Origin of the sequence: Kribbella sp. CA-294648, assembly GCF_050943845.1 — a bacterium.
Taxonomy (GTDB): Bacteria; Actinomycetota; Actinomycetes; order Propionibacteriales; family Kribbellaceae; genus Kribbella.
This window is the reverse complement of the sequence record NZ_CP191981.1, coordinates 8,024,990-8,038,549: the sequence shown is the minus strand read 5'-3', so window position 1 is coordinate 8,038,549 and position 13,560 is coordinate 8,024,990. Positions and strand designations below refer to the sequence as shown.

Sequence of the window (13,560 nt, the reverse complement as noted above, 5' to 3'; positions counted from 1 at the left end):
GGGTCGGCCTACACGGCACGTCCGACTCCTCTGAGGCAAGGAGCGCTTTGGCGATGTTTGAACGATTTACGGACCGCGCCCGTCGGGTAGTCGTCCTGGCCCAAGAAGAAGCCAGGATGCTCAGCCACAACTACATCGGGACCGAGCACATCCTGCTCGGCCTGATCCACGAGGGTGAGGGTGTCGCCGCCAAGGCTCTCGAGAGCCTGGGTATCTCGCTGGAGGCTGTCCGTTCTCAGGTCGAGGAAATCATCGGCCAGGGACAGCAGGCTCCGAGTGGGCACATCCCGTTCACCCCTCGCGCCAAGAAGGTACTGGAGCTCTCCCTGCGTGAGGCCCTGCAACTGGGTCACAACTACATCGGCACCGAGCACATCCTGCTCGGTCTCATCCGCGAGGGTGAGGGTGTCGCCGCGCAGGTCCTGGTCAAGCTCGGAGCGGACCTGAACAAGGTCCGGCAGCAGGTCATCCAGCTGCTGTCCGGGTACCAGGGCAAGGAGACGGCGACAGCCGGTGCCGGGGCCACCGAAGGTGCTCCCAGCAGCTCCCTGGTGCTCGACCAGTTCGGCCGGAACCTCACCCAGGCCGCCCGCGAGTCCAAGCTCGACCCGGTGATCGGGCGCGAGAAGGAGATCGAGCGGGTCATGCAGGTGCTGTCCCGGCGGACCAAGAACAACCCGGTCCTGATCGGTGAGCCGGGCGTCGGCAAGACCGCGATCGTCGAGGGCCTGGCCCAGGCGATCGTGCGTGGCGACGTGCCCGAGACCCTGAAGGACAAGCAGATCTACACGCTCGACCTCGGCGCGCTGGTGGCCGGGTCGCGCTACCGCGGTGACTTCGAGGAGCGCCTGAAGAAGGTGCTCAAGGAGATCCGCACCCGCGGCGACATCGTGCTGTTCATCGACGAGATCCACACCCTGGTGGGTGCGGGTGCCGCCGAGGGCGCGATCGACGCGGCCAGCATCCTGAAGCCGATGTTGGCTCGGGGCGAGCTGCAGACCATCGGTGCCACCACCCTCGACGAGTACCGCAAGTACGTCGAGAAGGACGCCGCGCTGGAGCGCCGGTTCCAGCCGATCCAGGTGGCCGAGCCCTCGATCGCGCACACGATCGAGATCCTCAAGGGTCTGCGGGACCGCTACGAGGCGCACCACCGGGTCACCATCACCGACCCGGCCCTGGTCGCCTCGGCGCAGATGGCCGACCGCTACATCTCCGACCGGTTCCTGCCGGACAAGGCGATCGACCTGATCGACGAGGCCGGTTCCCGGTTGCGGATCCGCCGGATGACGGCTCCGCCGGACCTGCGCGAGTTCGACGAGAAGATCGCGAACGTGCGCCGGGAGAAGGAGTCGGCGATCGACGCCCAGGACTTCGAGCGGGCGGCTTCTCTGCGCGACGACGAGAAGAAGCTGATCAACGCGAAGGCCGAGCGGGAGAAGCAGTGGAAGGCCGGCGACATGGACGTCGTCGCCGAGGTCGACGAGGAACTGATCGCCGAGGTGCTCAGCACCGCGACCGGTATCCCCGTCTTCCAGCTGACCGAGGAGGAGTCCTCGCGGCTGCTCAAGATGGAGGAGGAGCTGGCCAAGCGCTACATCGGTCAGGTCGACGCCGTGAAGGCGCTGTCCCGGTCGATCCGGCGGACCCGTGCGGGTCTGAAGGACCCGCGCCGGCCGAGCGGCTCGTTCATCTTCGCCGGCCCGTCCGGGGTCGGTAAGACCGAGCTGTCCAAGGCGCTGACCGAGTTCCTGTTCGGTGACGAGAAGTCGCTGATCAGCCTCGACATGTCGGAGTACTCCGAGAAGCACACGGCCTCGCGGCTGTTCGGTTCGCCTCCCGGGTACGTCGGCTACGAAGAGGGCGGCCAGCTGACCGAGAAGGTCCGCCGCAAGCCGTTCAGCGTGGTGCTGTTCGACGAGGTCGAGAAGGCCCACCCGGACATCTTCAACTCGCTGCTGCAGATCCTGGACGAAGGCCGTCTGACCGACGCCCAGGGCCGCGTGGTCGACTTCAAGAACACCGTCATCATCATGACCACGAACCTCGGTACCCGCGACATCGCCAAGTCGGTCAGCACCGGCTTCCAGCGGGTCAACGACGTGTCGGGTTCGTACGAGAAGATGAAGGCGAAGGTGACGGACGAGCTCAAGCAGCACTTCCGTCCCGAGTTCCTGAACCGCGTCGACGAGATCGTGGTCTTCCACCAGCACGGCAAGGAGGAGATCGTCAAGATCGTCGACCTGATGGTCGCGCAGGTGGAAGAGCGGCTGAAGGACAAGGACATGGGCATCGAGCTCACCCCGGCGGCGAAGGCACTGGTCGCCGAGCGTGGCTTCGACCCGATCCTGGGTGCCCGCCCGCTGCGTCGCGCGCTGCAGCGTGACGTGGAGGACGTGCTGGCCGAGAAGATCCTGTTCGGGGAACTGCGTCCCGGCCAGATCGTGCTGGTCGACGTCGCCCCCGAGGGTGCCGTCACCGAGGACGGGGTGCCGGAGTTCTTCACCTTCACCGGCGCCCAGAAGACGCCGAGCCCGGACCCTGACCTGGAGCTGACCGAGATCGCCGGCGGCGGTCCTTCGGCCATCCAGGACAGCTGAGCCAGGACAGCTGAGCAGGTAGCAGGCAGTAGGTAGCACGGCCGAGAGCCCCGCGGACATCCGCGGGGCTCTTTGTCGTTGCCGGGCCCGTGACGCGACCGGGCGCGGCGACGCAGGGGGATCGCGGTGATGCAACCGGGGCTTCGCGCCACCCAGTACTAAACGGTGAGGAAGCGCCCGACCCAACCACCGGAGGATGCGTGGCCATCGACCGCGACGAGGAATTCACCAGGTACGTCCATGCCCATCGAGGGCGGATGATGCGCCTGGCTCGGCTGCTGACCGGCGGCGACGCGCACTGGGCCGAGGACCTGGTCCAGACCGCCCTGACCAAGCTCTACCTGAAGTGGGCCGCGATCCGGCCCGAGGTCGGTGCCGCCCGGTACGCCGACAAGATCCTGGTGAACTCGTTTCTCGACGAGAAGCGCCGGTTCTGGCGGCAGCGGGAGACCTTGACCGACGACCCGGCCGAGCCCGGCAGGCCGACCGAGCCGGGCTCCGGGAGCGAGGACCGGCTGGACGTCCTGGCCGCCCTGGAGCAACTGCCGAAACGGCAGCGGGCCGCGGTAGTCCTGCGGTTCTTCAGCGACCTGGACGTGGCCGCCGTCGCGGAACTGATGACGTGCAGTCAAGGGACTGTGAAGAGTCAGACCGCTCGGGGGCTGGACAAGTTGCGCGACCTCATGGCCGATCCCCTGGACACCCTGGAGCATGTGCGATGACTGATCTGAAGGACCTTTTCGAGCAGGCGGCCGGTGACGAACCGGCCGTCACGAACGCCGAGGTCGCCGCCGACCTCTCCCGGGCCAAGCGGGCGGTACGCCGTCGCCGGTTGACCGGGATCGGCCTGACCACTGGTGCCGCGGCCGTCACCATCGCGGCCCTCGCAGTACCGCTGGTGTTGTCCGGTGGGTCTGGTTCCAGTGTGGCTGCGCCGCCGGACTCGGTGACGAGTTCCGCTGTGCCGGAGCGCGCACTGTCGGCCAGTGAAGTGCTGCTCGTCGCTGCTGCTCAGGAGGAGAAGGCCGAAGCGACTTCCGGCAAGTACTTCCGGGTCCGCACGGTCTACACCGCCGAGTGGACGGTCGGGGCAGACGGCAAGGTGACGTGCTGCGCGTCGACGCCGGCCGGTCCCGGTGGCTACAAGCTCCACGAGCTGAAGGTGATGGAGAAATGGACCGGCCTCAAGGGCGGCACCGCCTGGCAGGGGACACGCTCGCTGGGCGCGAAGCCCGCCACGGCTGCCGACGTGGCCGCTTGGAAGCGGGCAGGATCCCCGACCAGCTGGAACGCCGGGCCCAGTGACACCGTCGACCAGCGCGACCTGATCATCTCCAGCAAGCCGGGCAAGGGCACCCTGCTGGAGCAGAAGGACATGGCCGACCGGTACTTCGAACTGGGCGAGAACGGCACCTTGCAGGATGTCCTGCAGTTGCCGACGACTCCCGAGGGGCTGCGGGCTTGGCTGCTCAAGCAGAAGGCTGTGCGGGCTCCTGACGCCACCGACGTGTCGGCGATCGCCCAGATCGCCTCCGGTCTGCTCAGCGACACCCCGGCCCCGCCCAAGGTCCGGGCAGCGGCGTTCCGGCTGCTCGCGAGCTTGGAGGGCGCGACGGTCAAGCAGGGCGTCAGCGATGTGGTCGGCCGGAAGGGGACCGCTGTCGCGTTCTCGTTCCCGGCGTACAAGCTCGAGCTTCAGTTGATCATCGACCCGAAGACCGGGAAGCTGCTGAGCAGCCGGCACACCGGTGGCAAGAACGGCGCCAGCACTGTCCTCGTCTCGGGCTGGACGAACAACGCGCCGCAGGTCCCGCCGGCGACCCTCAAGTGAACTGAGGCTCCCGGCAAACCGTGCACTGGCCGCGGCGGCGGTAGTAGTACGCCGCCGTGGCCAGTCCGACGGATGCACCCCACACGGGGAACGGGAACACCAGCAGATGCCCGAGGTTGGTGAGCATGGAGGCGTCTGCCGACCAGATGAGCTGGACGAGAGAAGGGCTGCCGACCAGCAACAGGGTGGCGGCCACAGCACCCGGGATGACGACTGCCTTGACCGGGACCGGCCTGCCCGCGGCGTACGGGATCCAGCGGGGCCAGGTCTCACCCCAGGGGCGGATCAGGCCCAGTGTCGCGATTGAGGCTCCGATGGCGATCAAGCCGAGTCCCAGGCCGAAGAGCTTGATGCCGGGCTCCGCCTCGAGCTCAGCGGCTGTGATGCCGACTGGGTTCGGCAGCAACCAGGTCATCCGCAGCACGCCGTACGGGAGAGGGCAGAGGACGGCCACGACGGTTGCCCAGAAGCCCCAGCGGCCAGCAACCTCAGGACGGGTCCAGCGGCCCCCAGGACGCCCGCACCGGCTGCAGCGGCCCTGTGCGCTCCGGAGCCCGCGTACGCCGAGCACAGCCCAGCCTGCGCCCAGCAGGAAGGCTGCGAGGACGAACAACGGCCGGGTGCCGACCTTCTCCGGTCCTTCGGCGATCGCGGCCGCGAGGTTCTTGATCGCACCCCAGTCGAACAACCCCGTACTGAGCTCCAGTGCGGCAACCACCACCACGATCGCCAGCAGCGCCATCCGGGTGGCCGGCTGCCGCCATGCACCGACCGCCAGGAACCCCACCGCCACCGGCAGTCCGACCAGCACCAGTAGGTACCCGGTGGTCATCACGACCATCACACTGGGCGCCAGCAGACCGAACACCACCACCTGCAGCCCGGTGAACCACAACAACGGCCGGTACGCCGCCGGACTCCACTCCGTCCGAGCATGCCCAACAGCAGCCGGCACCCCGAGCAGTCCCAGTACTGCGATCAGTCCTGCGCCCCACTGCTCCGGCAAGAACGCCAGCATCGACAACCGATCGCCGTCGGGCGGCACCTTCCCGAACGGATAGCCACCGGCGCCCAGCACCCAAGCCAGGCCCCAGGCTCCGAACACCAGCGAGCCGATCGCTACCGCCACCGCGAGTACTGGCGTTGTGCGAGCAGTCGCCTCGCCCACCAGCCGCTGATCTGTCCGCATGACCATCAACCTCCGCACCCAGGCGTCTGTCGCCCACACTTCAACCCTGCGGCGAGCAGGGCGGGATGCGCCTCACGCTGACGGCTGAACAGCTTCCCCCGCGGGGGTGACTGCAGCAGGATGGCCATCGGGGAGTCGACCGAGAGACACGCGAGTGTTACACCTTGCCATCGCGTTCGTCGTAAAGTCCTTCGGTGGTCCAGCTCACGGTCCGGAGAACAACAGTGGCCGTCAGTTGCACTCGCTCGTTGTAGTTACGTGACCACCGCTTTGGGACCCGGACTGTCGGAGAGGGGGCCGGAGATGGAATCATCTCGTCGCATGGACGCACCGCGTCTGCCGCTGACCCAGGAACCGGTCCTCGACGCCGGTTCCTTTGGCGTGCGGCAAGCGGGTGGTGTGCTGGAGCGCGCGCAGCGGATCGCGGACACCTTGCGCGAGCAGGCGGAGTACGAGAACGACACCGCGCTGGCCGAGGCTGAGCGGATCCGCGCCGAGGCCGCACGGCTGCGAGCCGAGGCTGAGCAGGAGTCGCGGAAGCTCCGCGCGGAGGCCGAGGAAGAAGCCCGCAACCTGCGCGCCGACGCGAGCTCGGCTGCCCAGCGGCTGCTCAACGATGCCGAACGTGCCGCCGAGCAGTTGCGGAACGAGTCGACCGCGGAGGCCGAGCGGGTTCGGTCGGAGGCGATCGCCGAAGCGGAGCGCGTGCGCTCTGAGGCTGAAGCCGAAGCGGAGCGGCTCGAGCGCGAATCGACGGCTGCTGCGGACAGGCTGCGTAGCGACTCCATGGCGGCTGCCGAGAAGCTGCGCGAGGAGTCGACGGCGGCAGCGGAGCAGGTTTGCAGTGCGGCTGCGGCCGAGGCGGAGCGGCTGAAGGTCGAATCGGAGAGCGCGGCCGAGCAGCTGCGCAGTACGGTCGATGCAGAGGTGGCCAAGCGGCGCAGTGAGGTCGAGGCGACGGCGCAGAAACTGCAGTCCGACTCACAAGCAGCGGCCGACAAGCTGCGGGAGGAATCCCAGGCGGCGGCCGATCGCCGGCTCGCCGAGGCCGAGGCGGAGGCCGCCCGGCTGAAGGAAGAAGCCGACGAGATTCTCGAAGAGGCCCAGCTGGCCCGCGAGGCCGCGGCCCTGGCAGTCGACCGCGCGAGCCGCGAGGCCCAGCAGCTGGTCGCCGATGCCGGCGAGCAGGCGGCACTCGTCTCGCAGGCAGCGGTCCGCAACGAGGCCGAGCTGATCGCGCGGGCCGAGTCCGAGGCGATCGAGCTGCGCACCGCGGTCGAGCGGGAGGTCGACGCCGCGCGGGAGAAGTCGCGGGCCCAGATCGCCGCCGCGCACGCCGAGATCGAGCGGCTGCGCGGGGAGAACCGGGCCGAGCTGGAGCGCCGGACCGCCGAGCTGGAGGAGACCGAGCGGGCCAAGCTGGCCGCGATCTCGCTGGAGATCGACAAACTTCGCTCCGTCGCGCTCGAGGAGATCGCCGCGCAGAAGGCCGAGGCCGAGCAGAGCAACGAGCGGTTGATGGCCGACGCCCGCGCCCAGGCCAAGCTGGTCGTCGACAGCATCGAGGCAGACCGCCGGACCGCGGCCGCCGAGGCGCAGCGGATCGTCGAGGAAGCGAACAAGGCGGCCGAGACCGCGCTGGCCGAGGCCGAGAAGCAGACCGCCTGGAGCAAGAAGACGGTCGACGAACTGGTCGCCGCGGCCGAGCAGGAAGCGCGCGGGATCCGCGACCGGGCCGCGATGGACGTCGCCGAAATGGCCCGCCGCAAGCGCGCGCACCTGCGCCGCGTGGTCAGCCGTTCGACCAGCCGGCTGCGCGAGACCCAGACCGCGATCGCCAAGGAGAACGCCGAGCTGACGGCGCTGGCCGAGAAGACGCTGGCCTCGGCCAACGCACAGGCCGAGGCGACGCTGAGCTCCGTCACCCAGCAGGCCGAGAAGGTGACCGCGCAGGCCCAGGCCAAGGCCGACCGGTTGAAGGCCGCCGCCGAGGTCGAGGCCAAGGAGATCGTCGCCCGCGCCACCCGCCGCGAGGCCGAGGCCCAGGCCAGCACCCAGGTACTGCGCGAGCGCGCGGCCAGCGATCTCGCCGACGCCCAGCGCCAGGCCCACGAACTCATCCGCAAGTCCCGCGCCGAGGCCCAGGGCCTCGAGGCACAAGCCCGCGAGCACGCCGACGAACTGCGTGCGCAGGCCCGGAAACTTCTCGCCGACGCCGAGGCGAGGGTCGCCGCGCTGAACCAGCGCCGCGACGAGATCACCAAGGAGCTCACCCAGCTTTCGGGTGTGATCGAGGCACTCGCTGTACCCGGGTTCCGCGCAGGTGGTGGAATGTCCGGTAGCGAGGGTTCCACGGGGGAATCAGGATGAGGACGTGACAGTCAGATCCTTGTCAGTGACAATGTGTGATCCACCCACCCACCGAAGTGAGCATCAGAAGACATGAGCAGTGAATCCCCAACCCCGTTCCGCACCGTTCTGCGTGGCTACGAGCCTGCCCAGGTGGACCAGCACGTTCGAGAGCTGACCACCTCGCTGACCGCGCTGCAGCAGCAGTCGGAGCAGCTGCAGCGCCACGTTCAGGAGCTGCAGGCCCGGACGGACGCGGCCGAGTCGGCCGTGATCACCGCCCAGGAGGACAACAAGGACCGCACGCCCACCTTCACCGAGTTCGGTGAGCGGGTCGCGAAGATCCTGTCGCTGGCCGACGACGAGGCCCGTGATCTGGTCACCCGCGCCCGGACCGACGCCGAGGCGATCGTCGCCGACGCCGAGGCACACGCCAAGAAGGTCCGCAAGGAGGCCGAGCAGTACTCCCTGGACTGGAAGAGCGAGGTCGACGCCGAAGCCGCCCGCATCCTCGAGGAAGCGCGCACCCAGGCCGACGACATGCGCGACGAGGCCGAGCGCGACGCGACCGCGCGCCGCAGCGAGGCCCAGGCCCTCTACGAGCAGGAGCGGGCCAAGTCCGCCCAGGCCGCGGCCGCCTTCGAGACCACCCTGGCCGAGCGCCGGGGCAAGGTCGAGCAGGAGTTCGCAGCCCGGACGGCCCTGGCCGAGCAGCAGCTGGCGGCGGTCACCGACCGTGCGGCCCAGGTGCAGCGCGAAGCCGACCGGTCCCGGTCCGAGGCGGAGCGCCTGGCCCAGCAGCAGCTGGCCGACGCGAACCGTCAGGCCCAGGAGATCGTCGCGGCCGCGAAGGACAAGTCCGAGCGGATCCGCGCCGAGTCCGAGCGCGAGCTCGCCGCGGCGACCCAGCGTCGCGACAGCATCAACGCGCAGCTGACCAACGTCCGGCAGATGCTGGCCACGTTGTCCGGCAGCCCGGCGATGCCGCTGGACCTGCTCGCCGACGACGCCGACGAGCCGGCGACGAACAGCAGCAAGAAGAACTGATCACCACCCGCTGAGGCCGGCCCGGTTCTGGGCCGGCCATCAGCATGTTTTCGTCGCGGATCAGGCCGGCAGGCGGTAGCGACCGTCGGCCACCGGGTCCACCAGGCCGTCGGCGACCAAACCGTCGAGGGCCCGTTCACGCTGCGCTGGTTCCGGCCAGCACGCGTCCAGTTCGGTCTTGCTGACCGGGCCGTGCGCGGCACGTAGTACTGCGAGTAGGCGGCCTCTGGCCTGACGGTCAGTGCCTTCGTAGGTCTGGCCTTTGCGGGGCGGCCCGTCGTACGGCGGACTGCCGGCGAGGACCCAACTGCAGCGGCTGCGGATCGGACAGTCGGCGCAGCGTGGGGTGCGCGCAGTACAGACGAGTGCGCCCAACTCCATCGTCGCCACGGCCCAGCGGGATGCCGTGGAGTCGTCTGAGGGCAGTGCTGAGGCTGCAAGGCGCAGGTCGGCGGCAGTGGGCGAGATGCTCGGTTGGGCTGCGCCAGTGAGTGCCCGGGCGAAGACCCGTCGCACGTTGGTGTCCACCACCGCATGACGCTGCCCGTACGCGAACGAGGCGATCGCTGCCGCCGTGTACGTCCCGACACCCGGCAGTGCGAGCAGTGCCGCGTGGTCCTCCGGTACTACGCCGCCGTGGTGCTCCACTATCGCCTTAGCCGCCGCATGGAGCCGCAGCGCTCGGCGGGGGTACCCGAGCCGGTCCCAAGCCCGCACAGCCTCACCTGGAGCCTCCGCCGCCAGGTCAGCCGGCTCCGGCCACCGCTTCATCCAGGTTGCGTACGCCGGGAGCACGCGGGCTACTGGTGTCTGCTGCAGCATGAACTCACTGACCATCACGGCCCAGGCGCCCGCGTCCGGCTCGCGCCACGGCAGTGAGCGGGCGTTGGCGGCGTACCAGTCGAGGATGGGCTCGTGCAGGGCTGATGCGAGCGGGAGCGGCGAGTCTGACATGTCGAGCACAATCCTGACATTAAGGTGCGAGCATGAGCAGCCTGCTCCGACCAGTCGGGCATCTGCCCGCCAGTGTGTACTGGTTCCGGCGGGCGCTCCTGCTCGTCGTCCTGGTGGCACTGGTGTTCGTGCTGGTCCGGGTGCTCGGCGGTGGCGGCAGCGATCCCAAGAACTCCGCGGCGGCTGGGCCCGACCCGTCGACCACGCCGACTGGCGTACCTACTCCGACGGCCGGCGGCAAGACGACGGAGGCTGGTAAGAAGACCTCGGAGTCGCCCAAGACCAAGGAAACCCCGAAGGACGTCAAGTGCACCGGCAGCGACGTCGTCGTCGAGGTGCTGCCGGCCACCCGGACGCTGACCACGGGCACTTCGCTGAACCTGGTGGTGCAGCTGAGCGCACTCCGCGACGAGTGCCGGGCCGAGGTTGACCCGAGTGAGCTGACGCTGACCATCACCTCGGGCGAGGACCAGATCTGGACCACGGAGCACTGCGAGAAGGTGATTCCGCGCGCCACCCTGATCCTTGCCAAGGGCAAGCAATCCCCGTCGATCATCGCCTGGGACGGCCGCCGCTCCCGCCCCGGCTGCCTGCCCGGCCAGCTGAAGGCGAAGCCCGGAACCTATGTGGTCAAGGCGACCTACGACGGCCGCGACTCAACCCCGCAAGCCTTCACGATCGTCTAGCCCTCGACGCGCACGCCGCTCGATCCGGGCTGGCCGGAGCCGCACGGCCCGGGGTCAGACGTAGCGTTCGAGGATGCTCGACTCGGCCAGGCGGGACAGGCCTTCGCGGACGGTTCGGGCCCGGTTCTCGCCGACGCCGTCGACGGTCTGCAGGTCGTCGATACTCGCCGCGAGCAGCTTCTGCAGGTGGCCGAAGTGCTCGATCAGCCGGTCGATGACAGCACCGGGAAGCCTCGGCACCTTGGCCAGCAGCCGGTACCCGCGCGGGGTGACGGCCGCGTCCAGCTGCTCGGCGCCACCGAGCTGCAGCGCGCGGGCGACCTGGCCGATGTCCAGCAGATCGGTCGGGCTGACTGCGTCGAGCTCGAGCAGAACGTCGTCCGCGGTCTTCGGGCGGCGCCCGGCAGCCGGCGGCAGGTAGTCCCGGACGACGAGCTCGCGTTCGCCCGCCACTCCCGCGACCAGTTCGTTGAGCTGCAGGGTGAGCAGCCGGCCGTCGGTGCCGAGCTCGACGACGTACCCGTCGATCTCGGTCGCGATCCGGCGGACCATCTCCAGCCGCTGGGCGACGGCGGCGACGTCGCGAACCGTCACCAGGTCCTCGATCTCCAGCGCGGACAACGTGCCGGACACCTCGTCGAGGCGCAGCTTGTAGCGTTCCAGGGTGGCCAGCGCCTGGTTCGCCCGGGACAGGATGGCGCCGGAGTCCTCGAGCACGTAGCGCTGGTCGTCGACGTACAGCGCGATGATGTGCATCGACTGCGAGACGGAGATGACCGGGAAGCCGGTCTGCCGGGCGACCCGGTCGGCGGTGCGGTGCCGGGTGCCGGTCTCCTCGGTGTGGATGGACGGGTCCGGCATCAGGTGCACGGCCGCGCGCAGCATCTTGCTGATGTCGCGGTCGAGGATGATCGCGCCGTCCATCTTGCTCAGCTCGCGCAGGCCGGTGGCGGTGAACTCGACGTCGATCTCGAACCCGCCGGTGGAGATCGAGTCGACCGTCTTGTCCTGGCCGAGCACCAGCAGGGCACCGGTCCGGCCCCGCAGGATCCGTTCCAGGCCTTCACGCAGTTCGGTCCCGGGTGCCACCGCCGCGAGGGTCGCGCGCATCCGGGCATCGGTGCTGTTCTTGTCGGAAGTCGAGGCCACGATCACTGAGTCTATGCGTCGCGCAGGCGGGTTGTGACCGACCCACGGCCATCAAGGCACCACCGGCCACCGGCGATCCGGTCGCGTTTGCAAACGCCCGTGCATCAGATCGTGCAACCTGACCGTGCAACCCCAGACTGAGCGTGACTTCCCCGGATCCGACCCCGCAATTCGCACCCCCGGCCGCCCCCCGCCCCACCCCATGACTAATCCGGTAACACCGAATCACCCACCCCCGCCCCCGCGTGTCGCCCTACCCACCCCGGCTTTCCCCTTCCGCTCCGACCGCTTCCGCTTCCCCTTCCGCTCCGACCGCTTCCGCTTCCGCTTCCGCGCTAGCCACCCCGCTGCCGCCGCTCGCGTTGGAACCGGCTGGGCATTTCGGCGGTCAACCCCTGAGGTGGTGGGTTGCCTGCTCTGGTTCTGGGGTGGCAGCGGGGTGGGGCCGCTTGGGTTGCGGTTGGCTGGGCATTTCGGGGGTCAACCCCCGAGGTGGTGGGTTGCCTGCTCTGGTTATGGGGTGGCAACCCACCAGGTGAGGGGTTGACCCCTCAGATGGCAGCGATGCGAGCCCGCTCGCGGGGTGGCCGGGCGGGCGGCGGGGGCGTAGGGCCAGAACCAAGGCCAGGGCCAGGAACTAGGGGCAGCGGATGATTTGGCCGGCGTAGGAGAGGCCGCCGCCGAAGCCGAAGAGGAGGACTGGGGCGCCGGCCGGGATCTCGCGACGCTCGACCAGCTTGGACAACGCGATCGGGATGCTGGCCGCCGAGGTGTTGCCCGACTCGATCACGTCGCGCGCGACCACCGCGTTGACCGCGCCGAGGCGCTTGGCCAGCGGCTCGATGATCCGCAGGTTGGCCTGGTGCAGGACGACGCCGCCGAGCTCCTCGGGTGTGACGCCGCCCTTCTCGCAGACCTGCCGCGCGATCACCGGCAGCTGCGTGGTGGTCCAGCGGAAGACGCTCTGACCCTCCTGGGCGAACTTCCCGTCGCGGCCCTCGATCCGGACCGCGTCCGACATCTCCGGCACCGAACCCCACACGACCGGGCCGATTTCCGGCTCGTCGGTGGCGACCAGGACGGCCGCGCCGGCGCCGTCGCCGATCAGTACGCAGGTGGTCCGGTCGGTCCAGTCGGTGAAGTCGCTGAGCTTCTCGACGCCGATCACCAGCGCCTTCGATGCCGCACCGGCGCGGATCGCGTGGTCGGCCGTCGCGAGCGCGTGGCTGAAGCCCGAGCACGCGGTGTTCACGTCGAGCGCGGCCGGGGTGCGCAGACCGAGCCGGGCCGCCACCCGAGCAGCGATGCTGGGGGAGCGGTCGATCGCCGTACAGGTCGCGACGACGACCATGTCGATCTCGGCGGTGTCGAGCCCGGAGTTCGCGATCGCCTTCTCGGCGGCCCGCCAGGCCATCTCGTCGACCTGCTCGTCGGGCGCCGCGATCCGGCGCTCCTTGATCCCGACCCGGCTCTGGATCCACTCGTCGTTGGTCTCGACCATCGTGGACAGCTCGGCGTTGGTGAGCACCCGCTCCGGCTGGTAATGGCCGAGGGCGACAACTTTGGAACCGGTCATCTGAGGTGCTCCTGCGGTCGGGGACCGGCCTGAGGTCGAAGGCCGGGGTGGGGCGCCTCCAGAATACGTTCCGTCGTACTCGCCGGTAGACAGCCGTCTCACGCCCCGGTCCGGGACGTCGGCGGCCATCTCCGGAGCGCCTCCGGAGTGCGTGCCGCCGTACGCTACTTCGCCAGCGT

Annotated in this window: 10 protein-coding genes; 6 read left to right on the top strand and 4 right to left on the bottom strand. The window is 69.4% G+C overall.

Annotation, left to right across the window (positions count from 1 at the left end; all coding sequences use genetic code 11):
- The first annotated feature begins 53 nt into the window (after positions 1-53).
- The 3 genes from ACQPYM_RS38310 (at position 54) to ACQPYM_RS38300 (ending at position 4,431) form a co-directional block, all read left to right on the top strand.
- Positions 54-2,600 (top strand): ATP-dependent Clp protease ATP-binding subunit, encoded by a 2,547-nt coding sequence (locus ACQPYM_RS38310; protein ID WP_433011015.1) that lies wholly within the window; start codon positions 54-56, stop codon positions 2,598-2,600.
- A gap of 200 nt (positions 2,601-2,800) precedes the next feature.
- On the top strand, positions 2,801-3,322 hold the full coding sequence (locus ACQPYM_RS38305; RefSeq protein ID WP_433011012.1) for a SigE family RNA polymerase sigma factor: 522 nt from the start codon (positions 2,801-2,803) through the stop codon (positions 3,320-3,322).
- The gene (locus ACQPYM_RS38300; protein WP_433011009.1) at positions 3,319-4,431 is read left to right on the top strand and encodes a CU044_5270 family protein; all 1,113 of its coding nucleotides are present in this window, start codon (positions 3,319-3,321) and stop codon (positions 4,429-4,431) included. Before ACQPYM_RS38305 ends, ACQPYM_RS38300 begins: the two co-directional genes overlap by 4 nt.
- On the opposite strand, the gene ACQPYM_RS38295 is transcribed toward ACQPYM_RS38300, so the two are convergent.
- Positions 4,424-5,620, bottom strand: coding sequence for a hypothetical protein (locus tag ACQPYM_RS38295; RefSeq protein WP_433011006.1), 1,197 nt, complete (start codon positions 5,618-5,620; stop codon positions 4,424-4,426). The genes ACQPYM_RS38300 and ACQPYM_RS38295 overlap by 8 nt on opposite strands.
- A gap of 321 nt (positions 5,621-5,941) precedes the next feature.
- Here ACQPYM_RS38295 and ACQPYM_RS38290 point away from each other — a divergent pair, with 321 nt between their 5' ends.
- Both ACQPYM_RS38290 and ACQPYM_RS38285 read left to right on the top strand, forming a co-directional pair.
- Entirely contained in the window at positions 5,942-7,990 is a 2,049-nt protein-coding gene (locus tag ACQPYM_RS38290) for a kinetoplast-associated-like protein (RefSeq protein WP_433011003.1), read from the top strand.
- Between the two features lie 72 nt (positions 7,991-8,062).
- A complete protein-coding gene (locus tag ACQPYM_RS38285) occupies positions 8,063-9,016 on the top strand; it encodes a DivIVA domain-containing protein (RefSeq protein ID WP_433011001.1) in 954 nt (317 codons plus the stop codon).
- A gap of 60 nt (positions 9,017-9,076) precedes the next feature.
- Here ACQPYM_RS38285 and ACQPYM_RS38280 read toward each other — a convergent pair whose 3' ends face one another.
- Positions 9,077-9,970 (bottom strand): A/G-specific adenine glycosylase, encoded by an 894-nt coding sequence (locus tag ACQPYM_RS38280; protein WP_433010997.1) that lies wholly within the window; start codon positions 9,968-9,970, stop codon positions 9,077-9,079.
- A gap of 32 nt (positions 9,971-10,002) precedes the next feature.
- Between ACQPYM_RS38280 and ACQPYM_RS38275 the strand changes: the two genes are divergently transcribed.
- Positions 10,003-10,656, top strand: a complete 654-nt coding sequence (locus ACQPYM_RS38275) for a hypothetical protein (RefSeq protein WP_433010994.1) — start codon at positions 10,003-10,005, stop codon at positions 10,654-10,656.
- A gap of 54 nt (positions 10,657-10,710) precedes the next feature.
- On the opposite strand, the gene disA is transcribed toward ACQPYM_RS38275, so the two are convergent.
- Together disA and ACQPYM_RS38265 are read right to left on the bottom strand one after the other, a co-directional pair.
- Positions 10,711-11,805 (bottom strand): DNA integrity scanning diadenylate cyclase DisA, encoded by a 1,095-nt coding sequence (gene disA / locus ACQPYM_RS38270; RefSeq protein ID WP_433010991.1) that lies wholly within the window; start codon positions 11,803-11,805, stop codon positions 10,711-10,713.
- Between the two features lie 637 nt (positions 11,806-12,442).
- Positions 12,443-13,381, bottom strand: a complete 939-nt coding sequence (locus ACQPYM_RS38265; protein WP_433010988.1) for a beta-ketoacyl-ACP synthase III — start codon at positions 13,379-13,381, stop codon at positions 12,443-12,445.
- Positions 13,382-13,560: the final 179 nt, after the last annotated feature.

Excerpts from the sequence above, each read along its gene's own strand:
- ACQPYM_RS38290 (WP_433011003.1), top strand. The coding sequence starts at position 5,942 with ATGGACGCACCGCGTCTGCCGCTGACCCAGGAACCGGTCCTCGACGCC.
- ACQPYM_RS38265 (WP_433010988.1), bottom strand. The coding sequence starts at position 13,381 with ATGACCGGTTCCAAAGTTGTCGCCCTCGGCCATTACCAGCCGGAGCGG.
- ACQPYM_RS38275 (WP_433010994.1), top strand. The coding sequence starts at position 10,003 with ATGAGCAGCCTGCTCCGACCAGTCGGGCATCTGCCCGCCAGTGTGTAC.
- ACQPYM_RS38285 (WP_433011001.1), top strand. The coding sequence starts at position 8,063 with ATGAGCAGTGAATCCCCAACCCCGTTCCGCACCGTTCTGCGTGGCTAC.
- ACQPYM_RS38280 (WP_433010997.1), bottom strand. The coding sequence starts at position 9,970 with ATGTCAGACTCGCCGCTCCCGCTCGCATCAGCCCTGCACGAGCCCATC.
- ACQPYM_RS38310 (WP_433011015.1), top strand. The coding sequence starts at position 54 with ATGTTTGAACGATTTACGGACCGCGCCCGTCGGGTAGTCGTCCTGGCC.
- ACQPYM_RS38295 (WP_433011006.1), bottom strand. The coding sequence starts at position 5,620 with ATGCGGACAGATCAGCGGCTGGTGGGCGAGGCGACTGCTCGCACAACG.
- ACQPYM_RS38300 (WP_433011009.1), top strand. The coding sequence starts at position 3,319 with ATGACTGATCTGAAGGACCTTTTCGAGCAGGCGGCCGGTGACGAACCG.